Genomic DNA, 22,804 nt, shown 5'->3' on the forward strand with positions numbered 1-22,804 from the left:
AAAAAGCCCCAATAACATTTGGGGCTTTAGGCGGACGATTTAACTCAGTCCCACTCTAACTGAAACTGAATATTGGTGTTGGTAAAATTAGGATTTAAGAAAACTCTGTAACCTGCCTCCTTTAATTCAGTCACAACAATATCCGCATCCTCACTACTCACCTCATGTTTTGAAAATTGTTGCAATGCATCTCGGTCGCCGTCATTGGCCCTTAATTTGATCGTACTGGAAATCTTTGAGAGAATTTTATCTACAGTTAACTTTTTAACATTTGCATTAGAAATTGCAGTCGCTTTTGATGCTGGTAACAAAATTTCTTCGTTCACCGTATTCCGCCTGTGATATCAGAATAAGAAAAAAATTATAATATGTTCTATTTCCAGTTTTTCAAGCCCACTGAGCTAACTAAACGACAGATTTTGGCGCGCAAACCATTTTCCTGCATCTACTGTATAAAAAAATATCGACATTGATAAGCACAGCAACCTTTCGCGGCATTCTTCTCCCCCAATTCACCGACTAATTTTGAGTGGTTTCATTTCTACATTTTTCTGAGGTGGAAGAACCATCTGAACGCGTTTATTCGAACTACCACGAGCCTCAACATCACCAATCGTTAAATTATATCTTAGCGTTTCACCTGAAATACTTGACCCATCCATGATAATGGATGCATTGCCTTTTAATACAATTTCAGTTGCTGTAGTGTTGTACTCAACACGATTGGCTTTACCATAAACCATTCCCTTTTCCTCACTCACTTTTTGCTGAAATCTGACAGGACTTCCAGTTAGCGTAAGTTGATAAGGTTGGCCATTTTTCAGAGTTCCTATGGCTTTAGCCGCTTGGATATCAATCGTACCTTGTTTAATTTGGATATTAGAAGCCGAAAAAGTACTTTGATTTGGACTATAAAGCGTATCTGCAGCTTCAATATAAATCGACTGCTGAAAGTCAGACTCAAGCGCATAAACATATGTACTGCACATCAAAATTGATGTAATCGAAACAATTTTCATCATGATATTATTTTAGATCTATACATTTATAAACGGCTGATCTTAGCACAAGATGAGATTGATTCTTATTTAAAATAATTAAATGAGCGTAAATACCGACTCTAAATATTAGAAAATGTATGATGATTAAAACTGAGAGAGGAAAATCTCCTCTCACAAGCTGTTTATTGACAATTGATATCCAGTTTTTCAGCATAATAATCAGTCGATATTTTTAAATCAGACATCAACTTCTCTTTGCTATAGTCCTTAGGTGCAAGTTTTAGTAAAGCAGGAATATATTTTGATTCATATAGATTAGGATAATCTTTGCAAAGTACACGTGTCTGCTCTTGTTTTGGTGTATCTGGATTATCCAAGATGTCCATGTATTCGGAGATTTTATTGTCCACGACTTCAAAACTTTCTTGCGCTTTCTCACTTTTAACTTCAGGCTGCTTGTTACAACCAACAAATAAGATTGAGATTAAGCCTAGAGATAGAATTCTGATTTTCATAACAATGCTGCATACGATAAATTCATAGAAATCCGCCATTGCGGGTCATTTGTTCTAATTTATCATTAAAGTGCGACACCGCAGATATCTTTTGTACCAGTTGGGTAAGAAAAATTTAACGGTGTATGATCAAACAAAAATTCTATGGATATTCCGCCAGTACTCACTTCGTGATTCAAATCATTCGATTAAAAAATTAGGCAAAGGATGAAAATAGAAGTGGCTTTTAATTTAAAAAACCACTTCCAGTCTAAGTATTAATTATAAATAAATCTCAGGTGGATACGGCGTATCATCGCTAATTGGCGTATACAGTGTATTTTCGACAAAGAATCCATTCGGTGCCTGTACAGTATCCATCGTCACAGAATCCTGCATCACTTGCGGATAGGCCCAGATAAACTGCTTCATCAGTCCTAAAGGATTATTATTGTTCATGTCTCCAAATACACGCTGCCAGATTGGTGTTCGATAAGGTTTGGTGTTATCAAATCCATAGAGGTGAGCAATTGAGGCATCAGGCACAAACCCTGCTAAATAAGCCACTTTATCAGCTGGATAGTTCAAATCTTGTGTTGGAATCTCTGCAACAGCTTGATGTGCCAAGCCTAAACGGGCTTCCAAAATCCAGTCATAGGCTTCCGTCATAATGTAATCGAAATTCGGATAGCTATAATGCTCGCTTGGATAATTGATATCTGTCGCCAAAGTTTCAATCGGTGTGCGAATCGTTGGAAAGAAAATCAATGGGCACACTTTTGCTGTTGGATACTTGGCTTTAATCACTGTACGGATATCTCGGCATGTCTGTCCTAGTTTATCGCGTAACCAAGCTTTAAACTCATCATATGGCGTACCAGTTTTATGAACAGCATCATAGATCGTTCCCAAATCTGGCGCATATAAACCAGTGTCTGCATTAAATGCCAATTTGGTTGGAAAATCATAGACACAAGGCAAATCAGTACCTTGGTTATACCACCACCATGGTTCACCAATCTGCATATTCACGGGACAGCCACCAGCGACCATCGTATCTGCAAACTCAATAAATGCTTTATGTAGATAAGCCAAAGCATTTTGATCACAAGGGCTGAAAAAATAACTAGGCGGCTCGTAACCGGTACGACCTAAATTACTATTCCAATCGCGTTGTGCCCAAAACTCATTTGCACCCAACGAGTACATTTCAAAGCTCACGCCAAATACAGGTTGCATCCCTGCGCTTTGTAGAGCCTGCGAGAATCGTTCATGCCATTTACGTGTACACGGATTTACAACAGCTTGGTTATTCACCAACGTATCAGGAATTTGCCATTTATTAATACTACTGTTCCAAGACATCTCAGGATACTTTGACATACCACAATAATGATTGATCAAACCGTGATAGCCCAAAGCCTGCATATTATCGACCAATCGCTGTGGATTCAGATCATAATGATCATCGTAGCTGGTACAGATGCCGTAGTCATGTTGCGGAACAGAAACGCGTTTGAGTGTAAGTTTGGCATTTGGCCCTGTGGTTACCGAATTTGTTAAGCGAATATAGCCATCTTCAGCTTGTGCCAATGGTTGAGTTGAATGAGCATTGTAACTTGAGCTAAATCCAGAGAAAGAAATTCGCTGAATATTGGTGACTGGAAAAGACTCTGTTGCTGAAAATCCTGCTTTGACTGTATTCCAATCGATATGAATATGTGCCGAGCGAGATGCTGGCTGATTTGCATAGTTAAACAAGACAATGTAAGCAACCTTGTCCTCACCATTGGCTTTGTATTGCACAGTAAGTGTTGGTGTTAATGTTGGATTATTTAACATCGGCATAGATGCCGAGAGTTCAATATCAAAATCCCAAATCACACCACTGTAATCATACTTGGTTTCATAAGCCAAAAATTTATGGTCTTTCGCGTCATACGAATCCCAAATAATCCCTGCAAGATCGGTTGTGGTACGTGAGCGAAATGATGCTTCAAAGCCATTCCCATAATTGGTGATCGCAAAAGACATTGTTTGTGGACCATCAATACGCCAGTACTTTGGACTAAAACGATTAATCATTGAAGTTTGGATGCTTACTGCGGGAGTAGTTTTTAAATTTTTTTGTTTATATTCAAAAGTATTTGTCATTTTTTAAATGCTCTCATTAATCACTGAATCTTTATCTTAAGCGATCATGATTTTTTGACTGTTTGCATGAGTAAGGATTGATTAAAAAGAACGCAATTATTTCGACTTTATGTAAAGCCAAACTGAATCAGGTCAATAAAAAAGCTCATCTTGTGACGAGCTCTTTCATTGAAAAAAATTCTTAGAAATTGTAACGAATACCCACTTTATAAGTGATCCCATCCAGATCTAGCACATCAGATGCTGTGCTTTCACAAAAATAACCTGTGCATACGTCTTCAAAGTTTTCGATGTACAACCATTTATATCCAAGCCCTGCATAGCCTGCAATATCCTTTTGAAAATAGTGACCTAATTCAAAATCAATCGGCAGAGTTACATAGCGCAGTTTAGTATCATAGTCATCTGCATCAAGCCACGCATAACCAATACCAATACTTGCATTCGCATAAGTGTTGTTTTGATTATAAAATTTATAGCCACCTTTAACATTAATTTCAGTGCTATGCCAATCTGAACTTTTTTGGTAATTCAATCCAAATGTTGTACTTAAGGTATCCAAGGCTGTAAATGTAACGCCTGTACCAAAGCCATTTAATTTCTCATGACCATCAATCGCATCCGACTGCAATCTAGAGCCATAATATTCTGCAAATACAGAATTCTGAATTCCGCTACTCGTCTCACTGCGATAACCCTGATCTAAAGGTTGGATTGTCCGCTGCCCAAGTTCTTGGGGTGCGCCATAATTGACTTGTAAAGGAGCATCTGCCCAACCATTTACGCCCATGAGATATATAGTTACCCCCATCACCCCGACAAATATTTTTTTCATCCTAATGCCTATTTTTATTTAAATTTAAGAGTTTAGAGAATAATTTATTTTTTAATTTTTAAAAAATCTTTTTTGTTTAAAGACTATAAATAAAAATGAGAAACCGATATTTGGTAAATTAATTGGTCGTTTTCGTGAATTTATTCACACAGTAGTTATAACGCTCTTGAGCTGTTTGATGGTTACTTAATCGAATACATGAGCAGAAAAGATTTCCATCACCGTATTTAATTTCATTTGGTACAGCAACACCAGCACATTGCAAATCAGTCTGGCCTATACTCGGAACAAGAATACGATCATCCACTTTAAATGCGTAAACAAAACCACCAATAATTATCAAGATAAGAACAAAAATAGGTGCATTATTCTTAATAAATTTTTTCATTGTTCAAATACTTAAGCACACAGCTCTAGCAGTCGAAATAAATAGCATCCCCTTCAACTACAGGAATATCTGTCATATATTCTCTGATAGGCACCCATCTAAACTTTATAATCAAACACAAAAAACTTGATAAAATGAATACTTTTAATCACCTAAGGTCTGGTTAATCCTTCAAAAGTAAAATCGTTACCAAGTTTTTCATATTTTTTTAGCGATAAATCTCTTTATCTAAGCGTCTATAAATCCAATCAATAAAAGCTGTTTTATTGCTAAATTGAGGTGTATTAAACAAGTTAATATCCAGTTCAAAATGATCAAAATTCCGCAACTTATAAAGACCTGCTCCTAAAGGGATGAAATTAGTATGCGGATATTTAATTGCTTTTAGCGCATTTTTCAAAAATAATGCTTTGATTTGTATGTCACTGTTTTTATAGGATTGATAGCTTTGAGAGTTTATGAATAATTCATACTCACGATCTAAATTTTGAACAAGTTGAGAAAAAAACACTTTATGCTCCTTTATTATTGGAATTATTTTTATACCACATAAAAATAAAAAGCCCATCATTTGATAAGCTTTTATACAATTAAATATAAATTCTATTGGATACTTAATTCATCATCTTTAGCAACAATGACTGAAGTGAGCATTGGAACACCAAGAATAATCGGAACCATGATAATCCATAAATCCGTAGTCAACTTACTAGAAAAGAAGAAATGAATCACAAGAGCGACGATAGCCAATACTGTGAATAAAACACCCATGAATCGGACTGCAAATTTAACAAGCATTTTTTGGTTCCTTATGATTCTAATACGTATATACAGTATACGCCTACTCTGTAAGTTAGGGCATTTTCTTTTTCTATTGCACTATAAAACCAACATATATATTTCTAAAGTTAAAAAAGCCCAACATGAAGTGGGCTTTTTTGAACCAAAATTATTTCGCTTCGTTTACCCCAACGATAAACTGGCTACAATTTGAACCTGCAGAAGCATTTGCCATCTGTTTTTCAGAAAACTGAAATTTGGAAGCGACAGATTGATAGTCTTGCTTAAGACTTTGTCCAGTCAGTGTGCCTAACTGTTTAACTTGTTCTGGCGTTAATAATTCATTTTCAACCGCTTGATTCATCATGACACAAGCTGTAGTCATTGCATCATAACGTGCTGCAGTCTTTGAATAACCGAATGAACCGATTAAACCACCAATAACTAAACCGATAAGTAAGGATAAAATAATATGCTTTTTATTCATTTAAGTAACCTAGACAACCAATAAAAAATTAAGCCAATAAATATATTCACTTTTTCAAAATAAACGATTCGTTTTCTGTTTTTATTGTAGAGCGCTTTGCGGGATTTAAGCTACGAAATGTAACTTCTTATGAATTCTGCAATTTTATGGTTCCTGCGCGATAAGAGCGTCTTGATATTGCATTTTTCTAGCGTATTCATGATTGAAATTCTAAATTATGCTGCAGCAAGCGTATAAAAAATATCCTTTTAGATCCCATTCAGACAAAAAAATAATTTTTCTCAATTTCATGTGAAATCCATGGCAGCAACATGTCATCTCAAATAAACAATCATTAAATTAAATGCTTAAATTTACTGGAATTTTACGCTTTATGAATCGGCATATCGACTATTACAGAGTCCAAGATAAGAATGTTTAATTGTTAACCAGATCACATATTTTAAAGCTGCTTTTTTTAATTTACTCTAGCGATCTAAGAGAGCCTTTTTACTCTCTTGACGGTTCATACTTTAAGGATATCTATGGATTTCATTCTTAATCCAACATATACGCTCATGCTAGCGGTGTTGGTCCTCTACGTAGGACGCATTTTAAACAAGCACATCCCGTTTTTAACAAAATACAATATCCCAGAGCCTGTTGCAGGCGGTTTAGTCGGCGCAATTATTTTTTACTTAATCCATCAATTTGCGGGTTATACAATTTCTGTAAATAAGCCAATGCAAGACACTTTTATGCTGATGTTTTTCGCATCCATTGGTTTAAGTGCTAATTTCGCCAAACTCAAAGAAGGTGGCAAACCATTAATCATCTTCTTAATTGCAATTTCCTTCTTTGTCATCATTCAAAATGGCGTTGGTATGGCAATTGCCTCTGCCGTAGGCCTTGATCCATTGATGGGCGTCGTTGCAGGTTCAATTGCCTTAGTCGGTGGCTTAGGTACTGCGGGTGCTTGGGGTCCAATTTTTGAAACCAAATACGCAGTTGAAGGCGCATTACCAATGGGTATTGCGAGTGCAACTTTTGGTATGGTGGTTGGCGGTTTAATGGGTGGTCCATTAGCGCGTTATCTTATTCGTAAGCATAATCTGGCGTCACCTTTAAACGCTGAAATACGCGAAGAAAATAAAGATGCCCCGCTTACTGATAGCGAATACACATTTGAAGCACCACAGAAAGTTCGTTTGATCACTGCAGACAACGCAATTGTCACCTTAGGTATGTTTGCATTTGCGCTAGCGTTTGCAGAAACAATGAAGAACCTGACGATTGGTACTGCAATTGAATTGCCTACCTTTGTCTGGGCATTGGGCGGCGGTATTCTGTTACGTAATGTGTTAGAAACAGGCTTAAAACAAGAAATCTTTGATCGTTCAATTGATGTATTTGGTAACACTGCCCTCGCACTTTTCCTTGCCATGGCACTGGTATCATTAAAACTTTGGCAATTGGCAGATCTTGCAGTTCCAATGATCATCTTGTTGATTGCTCAGTCTATCGCGATGTGGGTCTTTGCAGTTTATATCTCATTCCGTGTGATGGGGAAAAACTACGATTCAGCAGTACTGGCTTCTGGTCTGTGTGGTTTTGGTATGGGGGCAACACCAAATGCGATTGCAAATATGCAAGCCATTACCAACATGTATGGTCCTTCACATAAAGCATTCCTGATTGTTCCTCTTGTCGGCGCATTCTTTATTGATCTGGTAAACGTTGTTGTTATTCAAAGTATCTTACAAATCTTTGGTTAATTGCTTAGTCATAGATTGACTGTTTGATTCAGTTTATTAAAGCCATATCTTCAATAGATATGGCTTTTTTATGTCTGGTTTAAAACCCATCGCCAAGTAAAAACTTTCATGTTTTGTCCTTAAAATCGATTAAGACCTTGTTTTTGTCCTATAAGCACATGGTGAACGATTTTACTCAATGCTAAAAATTACTTATTCAAATTGATTCGTAATTTTATATTGGGTGACAGGTATGATCACAGAAAATCATCAACTAAAAGCAAGAAAAGTGCATTTTGATTTTTCAGAGTCTTCAGTTTGTTGGATGCCAAATGACCCACTATGTTCTCACATTGCTAATGGTATCAATATGTTGTTACCTGCAGGCGAGTTTTGGTTTTGCCGAGTTTTTAATAAAGCACTCCCTTATGTAACTGATGAAAACCTAAAACAAGAAGTGATTGGATTTGTTCGCCAAGAAGCAGCTCATGCGCGTGCACATGAAAAAGCACAAGATTTCTTGAGAGAAAATGGTTATGACATCCAAGATCCGTTAAATCGTGCTCACTTTATTTTTAATATTCTTTTAGGTGATAAACCATTGGGCCTACCATTTTTAAAAGGTGAAAAGCTCGATGAATACTGGTTACTGTTTCGTGTCGGTGTGATTGCCGCGATTGAACACTTCACTGGCACAATTGGGCAATGGACACTCGATAGCAAGTCTTGGGATAAAGCTGATCCTGCGATGACTGACTTATTCCGCTGGCATCTTGCCGAAGAAGTTGAGCATCGTTGTGTGGCTTATGATTTATTTGAACACTTACTTACCAATAAATTGGGTTTTTACGTTTCTCGACAAGTGATCATGATGGGTGTTTTCCCACTATTTATTTTCTTCCTTGCCGATTTTGCACGCAGTCTTGGACAACAAGATTTAGAGCATCAAGATATTCAAAAATTGATGCGTCGTGGATTCTTTAGTTTTATTCGTGAATTCGAAAAGACGGCGACTCGAACAGATAACTTACCAACAATCAAGTATTTGTTGAAGGCAACTTTGCGCTGGACCTCTCCAAAATTTAATCCAGTCCATGAAGGCGATACCGAACAAGCATTGGCTTATATGTCTCGCTCACCTGCAGTACAGTATTTTGAGAAGATGGCGCAAAACTCAAACAAAACACCTGTTTTGAGTTAATTTTCCAAGAAACAAAAACCTCATTATTTAACAAGGATATGGGGTTTTCTTTAACTCATTTTTAAGTGCTAAATAATTCTTTTCTGCTTCATTTTGAGTAAAGCTAAACTCATTCTTAGCCAAGATACTGTCAGCAACACCTTTCATATAGTGTTCATAATCAGAGTAATGCTCAATAATCAACTTATGTAACTTCAATTTACTCTGTTCCACCAAGCATTCTTTTTGCTTTGCTTCTAATTGCTCAATCTTCGACTTTTCCTTTCCTCTTAAACGATACTCAAACTGGATTTGCTCATCTAATGATTTGAAATAAACATCAGATAAATTAATGTAATCATCTTGAAAACCCTTGGCATCTGCAATACGAGATATACTCAATAAAAACATGAATATAACTATGGATATTATTTTCATCACCGTTTCTATATATATTAATTTTCATCTATTATACCACAGTAGAGATCAATAAATCGCCTTCAAAACAAGCTTTGATATTTGTAGGAAAATAAAATTAAATATTAAAAATAACTAAACAAATAAAATAGAATAAAATTAAAACATAACAAATTTAATTTTAAGAAAAACTTTTCAATCAAAAATCGATATCTATATTCTCTATAATGGATGAAGCCACATCGAGTACTCCCTTCCCCATTTCAACCACAATTTCAGCTAAATCAATCGAACTACCATCAATTGAATGTGCTGTCGAATTCTGTTGTTGCTTATCTTCATTTTCTAATTGTGCTAGTTCAGCTATTTTATCGTCTTGATTACTCATTTCTATCCTTACCTATTAGTGAAGTCATTTCATTTACAAAAAATATATTATCAAAAATATAATTATTGATTGTGATTAAAATAATCTCCCTAACGTTATAAACTAGATCATTACTCTTTCTTTCATCTATTCATCTAATAGTTTTCTTCTCTTAAAATAAAAGTTTGATCTGTTGTCTGTTTCCTTTCTTATCATTTATTTTCTTTTACCATCTTCTGGCAGCTTTTCTGATATCCTACAGGGGTGAGCTGAATCGTACTGTATAATTAGAGGAAATGCGGCATGCTGCAATGGTTTGAAAAATTAGTTGATCCCTATCCAACGAAAGACTTAAACAAACCATTACCAACAACTTTTTTTGCTTTCGTTTGGCAATCGACCAAAGGCATCCGCCCTTATCTCTTTATTCTGATTGCATGTACTGCAGCCGCAGCAAGCTTCGAAGCACTATTTTTCTCTTATATAGGTAAATTGGTCGATTGGCTGACCCAAAGCCACCCGAGTACATTCTTAGAAAATAACCAACAAAACCTCACCATCCTGATTAGCATCCTTTTTGCCAATATCTTCTTTGTCAGCCTGCAATCTGTGGTGAAACATCAAGTTTTGTTTAGTAATTTCCCAATGCGCATGCGTTGGCGCTTTCATAATTTGTTATTACAACAGAGCCTAGACTTCTTCCATACTGACTTCGCAGGTCGTCTTTCTGCCAAAGTGATGCAAACTGCATTGGCTGTGCGCGAATTCTGGATGATTCTAGGTGACATGCTGGTTTATGTACTGATCTACTTCATTACGATTAGTGTAGTACTAGGCTCCATTTCTCCTGTACTTATTATTCCTTTAATGTTGTGGCTGGTTTTTTTCATTGTGATCGCCAGCTATTTTATCCCACGTCTAGGTAAAATTTCCAAAAAACAAGCGGATTCACGTGCTGTTATGACAGGCCGCATAACGGATGCTTATACCAATATTCAAACTGTAAAACTTTTTGCGCATGCGGGCCGTGAAAGCCAATATGCCAAAGAATCCATGCAAGAGTTTATGGTTACGGTTTATAAGCAAATGCGTTTAGGGGTCAAATACGAAATCAGCATTCGTTTACTCAGTGCATTTCTATATATTGGTGTCATTGGCACTTCAGTTTGGTTATGGACACAAGGTCAAGCGGCGATTGGGGTAATTGCAGCAACTACGGCGATGGTACTGAAGCTAGACAGTATGGCTGAGTTTTTAATGTGGCATGTCACCATGCTATTTGAGAATGTCGGTACCATTCAAGATGGTATGACCACCCTTGGCAAACAGATCCAGATTCAGGACAAGAAAGATGCGACTGAATTAAAAGTTCAACATGGTGAAATCCGATTTGAGGACGTTAGCTTTGCTTATAACCAAAAAAATGTCATCGAGCATTTTAACTTAACCATTAAACCTGGTGAAAAAATTGGCGTTGTGGGTCGTTCAGGTGCAGGTAAATCAACACTGATCCAATTACTGCTTCATTTCTACGATATCAACCAAGGTCGTATTCTGATTGATGGTCAAAATATTCATGATGTAACCCAAGACAGCTTACGCGCCAATATTGCATTAGTCACACAAGATACCTCTTTATTACACCGCACTGTTGCTGAAAATATTAAATATGGTCGCCCAAATGCAACTGAAGCGGAAGTGCAACTAGCGGTTAAAAAAGCCAGAGCAGAAGAGTTCATTCCCCAACTGACAGATCAGAAAGGTCGCGTTGGATTTGATGCCTACGTTGGTGAACGTGGTGTGAAACTCTCTGGTGGACAACGTCAACGTATTGCAATATCACGTGTTTTCCTCAAAGATGCACCGATTCTCATCCTTGATGAAGCAACCAGTGCACTTGATTCGGAAGTCGAAGCAGCAATTCAAAGTAGTTTAAATGACTTGATGGTTGGCAAAACAGTCATTGCAATTGCGCACCGTTTATCTACTATTGCTCAAATGGATCGCCTTATTGTCCTTGATCAAGGTCGAATTGCTGAACAAGGAACACATGAGGAACTGATTGCTAATGATGGCTTGTATGCACAATTATGGAAACGCCAAACAGGTGGTTTTTTAGTTGAACAGCGAGTGACTCAGGACACAGAATAATGTTGTATTTAGAAGACTTAAATATTGGTGATCGTTTTACAAGCCGCGAATATGAAATGACACTTGAAGAAGTGAAACAATTTGCAGGTCAATACGATCCCCAACCTTTTCATTTGGATGAGCAAGCAGCAGCAGAACATCCTATATTTCAAGGGTTAGCCGCAAGTGGCTGGCATACTTCTGCGGTGACTATGCGCTTATGGACGGAATGCTTTCCTGTTGCAGGTGGTCTGTTAGGCACAGAATCAAGCTTACGTTGGCCTAGACCAACTCGTGTTGGCGATAAAATTCACGTAGAGATTGAAATTACTGCAATTGTGCCATCTAAAACCAAAAATGATCGTGGTATCGTCAGCTACGTAACACAAGCTTTGAACCAATATGGTGATGTGCTATTAATATCAACAACCAAAATTATGGTCTTTAGAAAACCAACTTGATTCTTGAATATTCGGTGACTCTTTTGTCCAACAATTTTTATGATTGATTATTTTTTTTCATGTAAAGATGTTTAAGACTTAAATGTTTAAAAGATATTGGCAAAATTGATGAGCGCCACGGAAAGCACATGAAAACAACCTCAACTCGTCAAGATCAAGGAATACCAGGCGTCTATGGTTTATTGCTATTAGATGTCGTTTCTCGCTGGGGATATAGCGATGAAACATTGTTTGCGCCGTTTCACTTAACCAGCGAACAACTGGCTGATCCAAACTATCGAATTCCAACACCAATTGCGAATGAATTGGTGAAACATTCTTTGCGCCTTACGGGTGAAAGTACACTAGGCTTTCATCTAGGTACGCAGATGCGTATTTCCATTCATGGTTTTATTGGCTATGCCATTATGACGGCGCATGACATTACCGATGCGATTGCACTGGCAAGTCGCTTCATCCAGTTACGCCTTCCCTTTTTACAGCTTTATTTCTCGACTTTCGGCCCTAAAGCAACTTTACAACTACAATGTGATATTGAAGTTGAGCCATTGCGTACTGAAATCATTTTAGGCTTAACCATTGGTATTATGACCATGGCCAAAGCCCTCACAGGCATTGATGACCTCAGCGGTGAAGTTGATCTGGACTTTCCTGAACCCGCTGGCTTTGAAAAATATAAAGATCGATTAACCAGTACAGTGCGTTTTAATCAGCCCCATCTGATTTCCAGCTTCGATAAAAAATATCTTGGCTTAAAAATGGTCAATGCAGATCCAATTGCCAGTCAAATTGCTATTAACCAATGTGAAACTGAACTTTCTGCGCTAGGCGAACGTCGTCGTTTAGCAATGCGCGTACGTGATATTTTAACCAATTCAGAACAGCATTATCTGAGTATTGAAAGTGTGGCTGAACGCTTGCATATGTCAGATCGTACCTTGAAACGCCAATTGGCTGCGGAAGGTACATCCTTCTCCACGCTCGTAGATGAAGTCCGTTATCGTCATGCAACCTCTTTGCTGTCTCGAACCGATTATAGTTTGGAGCAAATTGCAGATGAACTCGGTTATTCTGATGTCGCGAATTTCAGCCGAGCATTTAAACGCTGGAGTGGTCGTAGCCCGAGTAACTGGCGTAAAGACCCTTACTTATAAGTTCACGAAAGCTTTTGTTTTTATTGAAAAGCATGTATAAACCAAATAAAAATGATACGACAGATTGTTAAGGAGTTGTCATGAATCATCCAGCAGAATTGAAATATGCACGTACGCATGAGTGGGTAAGAATTGAGGGTGACCTCGTTGTAACAGGGATTACTGACCATGCACAAGATGAGTTGGGTGATTTAGTCTATGTGGAAACCCCAGAAGTGGGCAGCCATGTCACCGCAACCGAACAAGCAGGTATTGTTGAATCTGTAAAAACTGCCTCTGATATTCACGCACCAGTTTCTGGAACCGTGGTTGAAGTGAATACTGACCTTGAAGATGATCCTGACTTTGTCAATGACGAACCGTATGGTAAGGGTTGGATCTATAAGATTAAGCCTGACAATATGGCTGATGTTGAAAAACTGCTTTCAAATAGTGAATACGAATCAGGTTTATAATTCTTGGAAATTTCTTCTTCGGTTTTTCTAGCAACAAACCGTCAAGGGTATGAGAGTTTTATAAAACTAAATACCTATAGCATTCCGCTATGGGTATCAGCTGAAGTTATATCGAGTAATGAAATAACTACTTTACGTCGCTCAGGGTTCGATATCACAATTTTTACTCATTCTTTGGAACATACAAATAATATTAGAGTAGAACAAGCTATTTATTCTATTAAAGAGCACTATCCTAATTGCACTGTATGGGTTGGTTATTAATATCAAAAACTTCAAGAGATTTGGCTAAAAAGCCCAGTACATTTACTGGGCTTTTTTGAGGTTGATACGTTAAGCAACGTAATCTATAGGAATGCCATCTACTTCTGAAACCAAGTTTTCAAAAGAGAAAATCTCATCCAGTTGCGCTTGAGTCAGCAGACCGCGCTCTAAAACTACCTCTTGAATGGTCTTATTTTCAGCAATACATTGTTTACCGATTTCATCACACAATGCATGGCCCAAGAGTGGATCAAGCAGCGTAATAATCCCGACACTACGCATCACTGCATCATGGCAAGCCTGTTCATTTGCTTTGATGCTACGTACACATTTTTCATCTAGGCTTTGAATTGCATGTGTAAGCAATTCAATTGATTCATTCAATGAAATTGCAATCACAGGTTCCATTACATTGAGTTGTAATTGCCCCGCTTCTGCTGCAAAGGTAATGGTTAAATCATTACCAATCACTTTAAATGCAATCTGATTGACCACTTCAGGAATCACAGGATTTACTTTTGCAGGCATGATTGAAGAGCCAGCCTGTAATTCAGGTAACTGGATTTCGCCTAAACCTGTCCGTGGTCCTGAACTGAGCAACCGTAAGTCATTGCTAATTTTGGAGAGTTTGCATGCAAGGCGTTTCAAAGTACTGGATAAAATGATGAATACACCACAGTCACTGGTTGCTTCAACATAATCTTCAGCACCAACTAGATTTAAACCCGTGATGTCTTTTAGACAGGATACAGCTTTGATGGCATAACCTTTTGGTGTATTAACACCTGTGCCAATCGCCGTCGCACCCAAATTCACTTCAAGTAACATTTCTCGTGTGCGCTTAATCAAACGCACATCTTCTTTTAATAAAGTCGCAAAAGCATGAAATTCTTGCCCGAGCGTCATCGGCACAGCATCTTGCAACTGAGTACGGCCCATCTTTAACACATAGCGGAATTCAATTGCTTTATTTTCAAATGAAGTAATCAACTTATCCATTTGCGTGAATAAAGCATCCAAAGAACAGTAAGTTGATAGACGAATCGCTGTTGGATAGACATCATTGGTTGATTGCGACTTGTTAACATGATCATTTGGATGAATCACATCGTATTGGCCTTTTTGATGGCCTAATGATTCAAGTGCAATATTTGCAATCACTTCATTGGTATTCATATTAATTGAAGTGCCTGCACCCCCCTGATAAATATCAATCGGGAATGAGTCTTTCCATTTTTCAGTTTCAGTAATTAAAGCATCACAAGCATGTTGAATCGTGAGACTTTGAGTTTCAGTGAGTTTACCAAAACTTAAGTTCGCTTGAGCCGAAGCTTTCTTTACTTGCGCCAATGCACGAATAAAGTAGCTATTTTGTCCAACTTTTTGCGAAGAAATTTTAAAATTTTCAATGGCGCGCAATGTATGAATTCCATAATAACAATCAGCTGGAACTTCTTTCGCACCGAGCAAATCATGCTCTATTCTTATCGTTGCCGTTTGAACCGTTTCCACTTCCATTTCTCTCAGACAATGCACCCTTATGGTGCAATGATCTAATATGAAATATTCCAACTAATTTTTCATTAGCAAAACTGCTTAACATTATATTTTTTTATAGTGGAATTTCTCTGGATTGTTGCCTTTGTAACATTATGTGTCATAAATTTTGCTCAGTTTTTAACTCTAAAAATTTAATCTACAGATGTACATTTTATTAATTGTAACTTCCATATACATTTTGAGTTTTTTTTGAGCGAAACAATTCTATCTTTTGATGAAAAAAAATCCTATTTTTTTGATAAAAAAATTAAGATTCATACACTTATTTTAAATTACACAAAGAATACAATATAAATACACAAACATAACAGTATTTTAAAAAACATTTGTGCTTGAATCTGTGACCTTATCAATCCCAAGAATAGTAAATCATTTTTTTAGCTATTCAGGTGTGATTGCAAATTATGGATATGTAAGGACAGGCATCCATTATGAATTTTTCTAACCCCACTGTTGTTGTATTCGTGGTATATATCGCCGCCATGCTTGGTATCGGTTTGTACGCCTATTTTTCTACCAAAAACCTTGACGATTATATTCTTGGAGGCCGAAGTCTAGGCAGTTTTGTAACCGCTTTATCTGCGGGTGCATCAGACATGAGTGGTTGGTTACTCATGGGCTTACCTGGCGCTATTTACTTAACTGGCTTATCTGAATCGTGGATTGCCATCGGCTTAATTATTGGTGCATGGCTAAACTGGTATTTGGTCGCAGGACGTTTACGTGTACATACTGAAGTACAAAACAATGCCCTCACCTTACCGGATTATTTTACTGGTCGTTTTGACGATCAGAAGAAAATCTTACGCGTCACATCTGCATTGATTATTCTTGTATTCTTTGCAATTTATTGTGCTTCTGGCATGGTCGCTGGTGCACGTTTATTCGAAACATTATTCCAATTACCATATAGCACTGCCTTGTGGTTAGGTGCATTTGCGACGATTGGTTATGTGTGTATTGGTGGTTTCCTAGCAATTAGCTGGACCGATACTTTCCAAGCTGGCTTAATGATTTTTGCATTGTTGCTCCTTCCAATCGTAACCTACATGTCTCTAGGCATTGGTATGGAAGAGTTTACTGCCGTAGTTGAATCTGTTCGCCCGCACGCTTTTGATTTTGCGACAAACTTAAGTGTTGTTGCGATTCTTTCAGCAGCAGCTTGGGGTCTAGGCTATTTTGGTCAACCGCATATCCTTGTACGCTTCATGGCTGCAGATTCTGCAAAATCAATTCCTGCTGCTCGCCGTATCGGTATGACATGGATGATTTTATGCTTAGCAGGCGCAGTTGGTTCAGGCTTTATCGGTATTGCTTATTTTCAAATGCATCCTGAGTTCGCAGCAGCAGTAACAGCTAACCCTGAAACTGTATTTATGGAACTCACCAAAATCTTATTCAACCCTTGGGTTGTTGGTGTAATCCTTGCTGCAATTCTCTCTGCAATCATGAGTACGTTAAGCTGTCAGCTTCTGGTATGTTCTAGTGCTTTGACAGAAGATTTGTACAAAGGCTTTATCCGTAAAAATGCATCTCAAAAAGAGTTGGTTTGGATTGGTCGTGCAATGGTGATCGCGGTTGCAATGCTTGCTCTTGTTCTTGCACAAAATCCAGAAAGTAAAGTACTAGGCTTAGTTGCTTATGCTTGGGCTGGTTTTGGTGCGGCATTTGGTCCATTGATTATTCTTTCATTGTTCTGGAAGCGTATGACCTTGAACGGTGCATTGGCGGGTATGGTTGTTGGTGCTTTGACGGTAATCCTATGGAAAAACTTCTTTGGTTACACAGGCATCTATGAAATTATTCCAGGCTTCGTTTTTGCCTTGATCAGCATCGTTGTGGTGAGCTTACTTGGTAAAGCACCAAATGCAGCGGTAACAAGCCGTTTTGAACAAGCTGATGAAATCTATGCACGTGAAATGAAATAATTCTGATCAAAATTTAAGGGGCTTTCGAGCCCCTTTTCTTTTGCTTAAAATTTTGTTTTTGATTTAATTTTTATTTTAGAACTGTCTTTCACCACCTGCATGACTGGGTAGCTTCGTGTTTCTTTCACACCAGGGAGCTGCCATAAAATCTGCCCCGCAATCCTGCGAAACTCCTCCATGCCTGCACTCCGCAGCTTAATCAAGAAATCAAAGCCCCCACTAACCATATGACATTCCACAATTTCAGGATATTGGGTCACTGCATCAATAAAATCATCCAATACATGCGGTGTGGTCTTATCGAGCAACACTTCCACAAAGACCAAAAAACTGGCATTTAGCTTATTCGGATTGAGTTTTGCCTCATATCCCAAGATAAATTCATCCTTAGTCAGCTTCTGCACACGTGCCATCACCGCAGTCGGTGAAAGGTTCACTAATTCCGCCAATTTACTATTAGAAATTCTCCCATCTGCTTGAAGAATATCCAGAATTTTCAGATCAGTTCGATCTAACGCATAAATAGGGCCATTCAACTGAATTTTCCTCTAAAAAATAAGTAAATTATAGTGAGTTACTCGGGATTCATTCTGTAATCATAAATTATCTAAACCTCTCTACTCAATATGTTCTAGAGATTGTTATTGGAATTTAGTATGAATACATTGGATACTCCCGCACAAATGGAAACAGCTCACATCGACGGTTATATTACCGAATTTAAAGAAAAAAGTGAGTTTGAGCAACGCATTAATACAGCTTGGCGACGTGCTGAGCCTGAAGCAGTCGCTGTACTTGCTGAAGCAGCAAGCATTTCTCCTGATCTTGACCACAAAATTTATGAACTTGCATTTAGCCTAGCGCATAATTTACGTGAACGTAAAAGCTCGGCTGGTAAAGCTGGTATTGTTCAAGGTCTTCTACAAGAATTCTCACTTTCTTCACAGGAAGGTGTAGCGTTGATGTGTTTGGCAGAAGCTTTGCTTCGTATTCCAGATACAGCAACTCGTGATTTATTGATCCGCGACAAAATCAACCAAGGTAACTGGAAAGATCACGTCGGTCAAAGCAACCTGATGTTCGTAAATGCTGCTGCATGGGGCTTAATGTTAACTGGCAAGTTAATGGAAACACCAAAGCAAACCAGCTTATCGAGTGTTTTAACGGGTCTTTTGGCACGTAGTGGTCGCGGTATTATCCGTAAAGCGGTCGACGTTGCAATGCGTATGATGGGTGAACAATTCGTTACGGGTGAAACCATCGAAGAAGCACTTGAACATGCTAAACCATTCGAACACAAAGGTTTCCGCTACTCATACGACATGTTGGGTGAAGCTGCGTTAACTGAACATGATGCTGAGCGTTACTATAACGACTATACTCAAGCGATCCATGCCATTGGTAAAGCATCAAATGGTCGTGGCGTTTATGATGGCCCAGGTATCTCAATCAAGCTCTCTGCTTTACACCCACGCTACCAACGTGCACAAATTGCGCGTGTTCATCATGAACTTTATAACAAAGTCTTCGAACTTGCGTGCTTGGCAAAACAGTACAACATCGGTTTAAACATCGATGCTGAAGAATCTGAACGTTTAGAAATTTCCCTCGAATTACTTGAGCGTTTATGTTTCGAACCAAAACTTGCTGATTGGAAAGGCATTGGCTTCGTTATTCAGGCTTATCAAAAGCGTTGTTTCTACGTTGTTGATTACATCGTTGACCTAGCAAAACGCAGTAACAAACGCCTGATGATCCGTTTGGTGAAAGGTGCTTATTGGGACAGCGAAATCAAGAAAGCGCAAATTGATGGTATGACGGATTACCCTGTGTTTACCCGCAAAGTTCACACTGATTTGTCATACATTGCTTGTGCGAAAAAATTACTTGCTGCACCAGATCAAGTCTATCCGCAATTTGCGACACACAATGCGCAATCACTTGCAACGATCTATACCTTGGCTGACCCAAGCAAATACTACCCTGGTCAATACGAATTCCAATGCTTGCACGGTATGGGCGAACCATTGTATGAACAAGTGGTTGGTTCTAAAGAAGATGGCAAGTTAGGTGTTCCATGTCGTGTTTATGCACCTGTTGGTAACCATGAAACTTTATTGGCTTATTTAGTCCGTCGTTTACTTGAAAATGGTGCAAACACCTCATTCGTAAACCGTATTGCTGATAAGACTTTAAAAGTTGAAGACTTGATTCAGTCTCCAATCAAAGATATTCAAACTTCTGCGAAAGATGAAGGTCAGCTTGGCTTAAAACACCCTACGATTCCACTTCCGCATGATCTTTACCCATTACGTCCAAATTCAAATGGCTTTGATCTAAATAACGATCAACCATTAACAGACTTAGATGCAACTGCACAAAAACTTCGTACTCACGTATGGAAAAGTGCACCGCTACTTGGATTTGAATCAACAGTTCACGATCAAAGCAATGCGATTGCAATTACAAACCCAGCACAAAACAGCGAGGTTGTTGGTCATGTCAATGAAGCAACCAGCGCAGATGTACAACTGGCGCTAGAAGCAGCCGTACAAGCACAACAAAGCTGGGCTGCAACAGATAAAGTTGAACGTGCAGCTTGCTTAAAGCGCGCTGCAGATTTGATGGAAACTCGTATTCAAGAGTTAATGGTATTACTTTGCCGTGAAAGTGGTAAAACCTATGCCAATGCCATTGCAGAAGTTCGTGAAGCAGTCGATTTCTTGCGTTATTACGCGACACAAATCGAAAACTTGCCTGCAAATGCACAAGTAAAACCATTGGGTACCGTATTGTGTATTAGCCCATGGAACTTCCCTCTTGCGATTTTCTCTGGTCAGATTGCAGCGGCATTGGTGAGTGGTAACTGTGTTATTGCCAAACCTGCTGAACAAACACCTTTAATTGCAGCTCAAGCAGTTCAAATGCTTTGGGAAGCTGGCGTGCCACACGGCGTTGTTCAACTTCTTCCAGGTCGCGGTGAAACAGTTGGTGCGCAATTGAGCCAAGACGATCGCGTTCAAGGCATCATGTTCACTGGTTCGACTGAAGTTGCAAAAATTTTGCAAAAGACTGTCGCAAAACGCTTGTCTCCAAATGGTCAACCAATTCCGCTAATCGCGGAAACGGGTGGTCAAAATGCAATGATCGTAGATTCATCTGCGCTTACTGAACAAGTCGTTCTCGATGTCGTCAGTTCTGCATTTGACAGTGCGGGTCAACGTTGTTCTGCGCTTCGTATCTTATGTGTGCAAGAAGACAGCGCTGCAACAGTCATCAAAATGTTGAAAGGTGCAATGCAACAGTTGATCGTAGGCAACCCTGCAATCTTAAAAACTGACATTGGTCCAGTGATTGATACTGAAGCAAAACAAACCATCGATACACACATTCAAAAGATGAAATCTAAGGGCTACCCTGTTCATCAATTGATGTTTAACGATGCGGTAAGCCAACAAGCGCTTGCACAAGGTACATTTGTTCCACCAACAGCGATTGAATTGCCAAACCTTGACGATCTAGAGCGTGAAGTCTTTGGTCCTGTATTGCACATCATCACTTATAAATATGGTGAGCTTGAGCAATTGATCGACCGTATCAATGCTAAAGGCTATGGCTTAACTATGGGTCTACACACACGTATTGATGAAACCATTAATACAGTGATCCAACGTGCTGAGGTGGGTAACTTATATATCAACCGCAACATCGTTGGTGCAGTTGTAGGCGTTCAACCATTTGGTGGTGAAGGCTTATCTGGTACTGGTCCTAAAGCGGGTGGTCCGCTTTATATGTACCGTTTGATGGAGCATTGTTCAGAGAAAGTATTGGCAACCCCATTTGCGGTGAAAGCTGAAATCTCTAACTTTGATGCAGTATCAAATGTTGCTTATCAAAGCTTATTGGCTTGGGCAAACCAAAACATGCCTCAAGCAATTCCAACAATTCCAGCATTTGGTGTAGGTAAGTTCTACGAGTTGCAAGGCCCTACGGGTGAAAGCAACCAATACATTATCTTGCCTCGTCATCGTGTGCTTTCGATTGCGAATGATGAAGCAAGCCAGCTTCAACAATTACTTGCAATTTTCTCCGTCAGCAGTACTGCGGCTGTGTTGAAAGACAATGCATTCTTAGTAAAACACAAAGCATCTTTACCAAAAGATGTCTTAGATGCAATCACTGTGATTTCAAGTGTTGAAAAAGATGCGTTTGATGCAGTGCTTCATCATGGTTCTGTTGAACAGTTGCAAGACTTGCAAACTAAAGTTGCGAATCGTTCAGGTGCGATTGTCGGGATTACCCAGTTACAAGCAAATGAACAAATTCCTTTAGAACGCCTAGTCATTGAACGAGCAATTAGCGTAAACACTGCAGCAGCAGGTGGTAATGCGAGTTTAATGACTTTATCTGAAGACTAATTTTCAGTCTTCTATCTCCTAGCCCGAATCATGTTTACATGGTTCGGGTTTTTTATTATTTTAACGTTACCTTTAAATAGCAATAATAAAATGAGATCACTTATATGCAGTTTTTCTCAGCTCCTGAATATCAACCCAACTGCACTCAGCTTTTTGAAGATTATAAAAATAAGATCCAGCAGCTTGTTCCTTTTGCGCTTGTTGAACATATTGGTTCATCCGCCATTCCCAATGCAATTTCAAAAGGTGATCTCGATATTTATATTGAAGTACCCGCCCATCAATTTTTAGATTCAATTGAAAAATTACAACAGCTTAATTTTAAAGAAAAACTTAACACACTACGTACTCATGAACTTTGTATGCTGGAATTACAACAACATGATGTGGCATTGCAAATCGTAGTGACAGGTTCAGAGTTTTGCAATTTCATTACCTTTCGTGATCTATTAAGAAACTCACCCAGCCTGACCCAACAATATAATCAGCTCAAACAAAGATGTATTGGCTTATCTCAAGACCAATATCGGCAAATTAAAGCAGATTTTATCCAATCTGTACTCGCCCAAGGCTAAGCATATAAATAAGTGAATATCAT

22 protein-coding genes are annotated in these 22,804 nt (G+C 38.5%); 9 read left to right on the forward strand and 13 right to left on the reverse strand.

Annotation, left to right across the window (positions count from 1 at the left end; all coding sequences use genetic code 11):
• Positions 1-44 precede the first annotated feature (44 nt).
• The 9 genes from GBI66_RS18160 to GBI66_RS18205 form a co-directional block, all read right to left on the reverse strand.
• The gene (locus GBI66_RS18160) at positions 45-326 is read right to left on the reverse strand and encodes a hypothetical protein (protein ID WP_005152440.1); all 282 of its coding nucleotides are present in this window, start codon (positions 324-326) and stop codon (positions 45-47) included.
• Positions 327-512: 186 nt separating this feature from the next.
• A complete protein-coding gene (lptA, locus tag GBI66_RS18165; protein ID WP_151717042.1) occupies positions 513-1,025 on the reverse strand; it encodes a lipopolysaccharide transport periplasmic protein LptA in 513 nt (170 codons plus the stop codon).
• 158 nt (positions 1,026-1,183) lie between these two features.
• A complete protein-coding gene (locus GBI66_RS18170; protein WP_151717043.1) occupies positions 1,184-1,516 on the reverse strand; it encodes a hypothetical protein in 333 nt (110 codons plus the stop codon).
• A 261-nt stretch (positions 1,517-1,777) separates the two neighbouring features.
• Positions 1,778-3,649, reverse strand: a complete 1,872-nt coding sequence (locus GBI66_RS18180; protein WP_151717044.1) for a phage capsid protein — start codon at positions 3,647-3,649, stop codon at positions 1,778-1,780.
• Positions 3,650-3,830: 181 nt separating this feature from the next.
• Positions 3,831-4,484, reverse strand: a complete 654-nt coding sequence (locus tag GBI66_RS18185; protein ID WP_151717045.1) for a hypothetical protein — start codon at positions 4,482-4,484, stop codon at positions 3,831-3,833.
• 118 nt (positions 4,485-4,602) lie between these two features.
• Positions 4,603-4,872 carry a hypothetical protein gene (locus tag GBI66_RS18190; protein WP_151717046.1) on the reverse strand — a complete coding sequence of 90 codons (270 nt, stop codon included), beginning with the start codon at positions 4,870-4,872 and terminating at the stop codon, positions 4,603-4,605.
• 208 nt (positions 4,873-5,080) lie between these two features.
• The gene (locus GBI66_RS18195) at positions 5,081-5,383 is read right to left on the reverse strand and encodes a hypothetical protein (protein ID WP_151717058.1); all 303 of its coding nucleotides are present in this window, start codon (positions 5,381-5,383) and stop codon (positions 5,081-5,083) included.
• A 92-nt stretch (positions 5,384-5,475) separates the two neighbouring features.
• Complete coding sequence (locus GBI66_RS18200) at positions 5,476-5,670, reverse strand: hypothetical protein (protein ID WP_005189203.1); 195 nt, start codon at positions 5,668-5,670, stop codon at positions 5,476-5,478.
• A 151-nt stretch (positions 5,671-5,821) separates the two neighbouring features.
• On the reverse strand, positions 5,822-6,139 hold the full coding sequence (locus GBI66_RS18205) for a hypothetical protein (RefSeq protein ID WP_151717047.1): 318 nt from the start codon (positions 6,137-6,139) through the stop codon (positions 5,822-5,824).
• Positions 6,140-6,663: 524 nt separating this feature from the next.
• Between GBI66_RS18205 and gltS the strand changes: the two genes are divergently transcribed.
• Entirely contained in the window at positions 6,664-7,893 is a 1,230-nt protein-coding gene (gene gltS / locus GBI66_RS18210; protein WP_005203187.1) for a sodium/glutamate symporter, read from the forward strand.
• 232 nt (positions 7,894-8,125) lie between these two features.
• Positions 8,126-9,073, forward strand: coding sequence for a metal-dependent hydrolase (locus GBI66_RS18215; protein ID WP_151717048.1), 948 nt, complete (start codon positions 8,126-8,128; stop codon positions 9,071-9,073).
• A gap of 27 nt (positions 9,074-9,100) precedes the next feature.
• On the opposite strand, the gene GBI66_RS18220 is transcribed toward GBI66_RS18215, so the two are convergent.
• Positions 9,101-9,463, reverse strand: a complete 363-nt coding sequence (locus GBI66_RS18220) for a hypothetical protein (RefSeq protein WP_005189215.1) — start codon at positions 9,461-9,463, stop codon at positions 9,101-9,103.
• 205 nt (positions 9,464-9,668) lie between these two features.
• Positions 9,669-9,857: a hypothetical protein gene (locus GBI66_RS18225; protein ID WP_151717049.1), complete on the reverse strand. Its 189-nt coding sequence runs from the start codon at positions 9,855-9,857 to the stop codon at positions 9,669-9,671.
• A gap of 282 nt (positions 9,858-10,139) precedes the next feature.
• On the opposite strand from GBI66_RS18225, the gene GBI66_RS18230 reads away from it, so the two are divergent.
• From GBI66_RS18230 to gcvH, 4 genes are all read left to right on the forward strand, one after another.
• Positions 10,140-11,987, forward strand: a complete 1,848-nt coding sequence (locus GBI66_RS18230) for an ABC transporter ATP-binding protein (RefSeq protein WP_005189223.1) — start codon at positions 10,140-10,142, stop codon at positions 11,985-11,987.
• Positions 11,987-12,427, forward strand: coding sequence for a MaoC family dehydratase (locus GBI66_RS18235; protein WP_005316063.1), 441 nt, complete (start codon positions 11,987-11,989; stop codon positions 12,425-12,427). Before GBI66_RS18230 ends, GBI66_RS18235 begins: the two co-directional genes overlap by 1 nt.
• Before the next feature lie 128 nt (positions 12,428-12,555).
• Positions 12,556-13,581, forward strand: coding sequence for an AraC family transcriptional regulator (locus tag GBI66_RS18240; protein ID WP_004807680.1), 1,026 nt, complete (start codon positions 12,556-12,558; stop codon positions 13,579-13,581).
• A gap of 80 nt (positions 13,582-13,661) precedes the next feature.
• Entirely contained in the window at positions 13,662-14,036 is a 375-nt protein-coding gene (gene gcvH, locus GBI66_RS18245; RefSeq protein WP_005211933.1) for a glycine cleavage system protein GcvH, read from the forward strand.
• A gap of 333 nt (positions 14,037-14,369) precedes the next feature.
• Here the strand turns inward: gcvH and aspA are convergent, their stop codons facing one another.
• A complete protein-coding gene (gene aspA, locus GBI66_RS18250) occupies positions 14,370-15,818 on the reverse strand; it encodes an aspartate ammonia-lyase (protein WP_151717050.1) in 1,449 nt (482 codons plus the stop codon).
• Between the two features lie 473 nt (positions 15,819-16,291).
• Here aspA and putP point away from each other — a divergent pair, with 473 nt between their 5' ends.
• Positions 16,292-17,788, forward strand: a complete 1,497-nt coding sequence (gene putP, locus GBI66_RS18255; RefSeq protein ID WP_005189254.1) for a sodium/proline symporter PutP — start codon at positions 16,292-16,294, stop codon at positions 17,786-17,788.
• A gap of 44 nt (positions 17,789-17,832) precedes the next feature.
• On the opposite strand, the gene GBI66_RS18260 is transcribed toward putP, so the two are convergent.
• Complete coding sequence (locus GBI66_RS18260; RefSeq protein WP_005152404.1) at positions 17,833-18,324, reverse strand: Lrp/AsnC ligand binding domain-containing protein; 492 nt, start codon at positions 18,322-18,324, stop codon at positions 17,833-17,835.
• A 120-nt stretch (positions 18,325-18,444) separates the two neighbouring features.
• On the opposite strand from GBI66_RS18260, the gene putA reads away from it, so the two are divergent.
• Both putA and GBI66_RS18270 read left to right on the forward strand, forming a co-directional pair.
• Positions 18,445-22,206 (forward strand): trifunctional transcriptional regulator/proline dehydrogenase/L-glutamate gamma-semialdehyde dehydrogenase, encoded by a 3,762-nt coding sequence (gene putA / locus GBI66_RS18265; protein WP_151717051.1) that lies wholly within the window; start codon positions 18,445-18,447, stop codon positions 22,204-22,206.
• A gap of 104 nt (positions 22,207-22,310) precedes the next feature.
• Complete coding sequence (locus tag GBI66_RS18270; RefSeq protein ID WP_151717052.1) at positions 22,311-22,781, forward strand: GrpB family protein; 471 nt, start codon at positions 22,311-22,313, stop codon at positions 22,779-22,781.
• The last annotated feature ends 23 nt before the right edge of the window (positions 22,782-22,804 follow it).

The organism is Acinetobacter sp. TUM15071, from assembly GCF_008980925.1.
Classification (GTDB): domain Bacteria; phylum Pseudomonadota; class Gammaproteobacteria; order Pseudomonadales; family Moraxellaceae; genus Acinetobacter; species Acinetobacter dispersus.

Bases quoted from the DNA above. Each gene is read 5' to 3' on its own strand.
- GBI66_RS18170 (WP_151717043.1), bottom strand. From the start codon at position 1,516: ATGAAAATCAGAATTCTATCTCTAGGCTTAATCTCAATCTTATTTGTT.
- GBI66_RS18180 (WP_151717044.1), bottom strand. From the start codon at position 3,649: ATGACAAATACTTTTGAATATAAACAAAAAAATTTAAAAACTACTCCC.
- GBI66_RS18185 (WP_151717045.1), bottom strand. From the start codon at position 4,484: ATGAAAAAAATATTTGTCGGGGTGATGGGGGTAACTATATATCTCATG.
- GBI66_RS18190 (WP_151717046.1), bottom strand. From the start codon at position 4,872: ATGAAAAAATTTATTAAGAATAATGCACCTATTTTTGTTCTTATCTTG.
- GBI66_RS18200 (WP_005189203.1), bottom strand. From the start codon at position 5,670: ATGCTTGTTAAATTTGCAGTCCGATTCATGGGTGTTTTATTCACAGTA.
- GBI66_RS18205 (WP_151717047.1), bottom strand. From the start codon at position 6,139: ATGAATAAAAAGCATATTATTTTATCCTTACTTATCGGTTTAGTTATT.
- gltS (WP_005203187.1), top strand. From the start codon at position 6,664: ATGGATTTCATTCTTAATCCAACATATACGCTCATGCTAGCGGTGTTG.
- GBI66_RS18215 (WP_151717048.1), top strand. From the start codon at position 8,126: ATGATCACAGAAAATCATCAACTAAAAGCAAGAAAAGTGCATTTTGAT.
- GBI66_RS18220 (WP_005189215.1), bottom strand. From the start codon at position 9,463: ATGTTTTTATTGAGTATATCTCGTATTGCAGATGCCAAGGGTTTTCAA.
- GBI66_RS18225 (WP_151717049.1), bottom strand. From the start codon at position 9,857: ATGAGTAATCAAGACGATAAAATAGCTGAACTAGCACAATTAGAAAAT.
- GBI66_RS18230 (WP_005189223.1), top strand. From the start codon at position 10,140: ATGCTGCAATGGTTTGAAAAATTAGTTGATCCCTATCCAACGAAAGAC.
- GBI66_RS18235 (WP_005316063.1), top strand. From the start codon at position 11,987: ATGTTGTATTTAGAAGACTTAAATATTGGTGATCGTTTTACAAGCCGC.
- GBI66_RS18240 (WP_004807680.1), top strand. From the start codon at position 12,556: ATGAAAACAACCTCAACTCGTCAAGATCAAGGAATACCAGGCGTCTAT.
- gcvH (WP_005211933.1), top strand. From the start codon at position 13,662: ATGAATCATCCAGCAGAATTGAAATATGCACGTACGCATGAGTGGGTA.
- aspA (WP_151717050.1), bottom strand. From the start codon at position 15,818: ATGGAAGTGGAAACGGTTCAAACGGCAACGATAAGAATAGAGCATGAT.
- putP (WP_005189254.1), top strand. From the start codon at position 16,292: ATGAATTTTTCTAACCCCACTGTTGTTGTATTCGTGGTATATATCGCC.
- putA (WP_151717051.1), top strand. From the start codon at position 18,445: ATGAATACATTGGATACTCCCGCACAAATGGAAACAGCTCACATCGAC.
- GBI66_RS18270 (WP_151717052.1), top strand. From the start codon at position 22,311: ATGCAGTTTTTCTCAGCTCCTGAATATCAACCCAACTGCACTCAGCTT.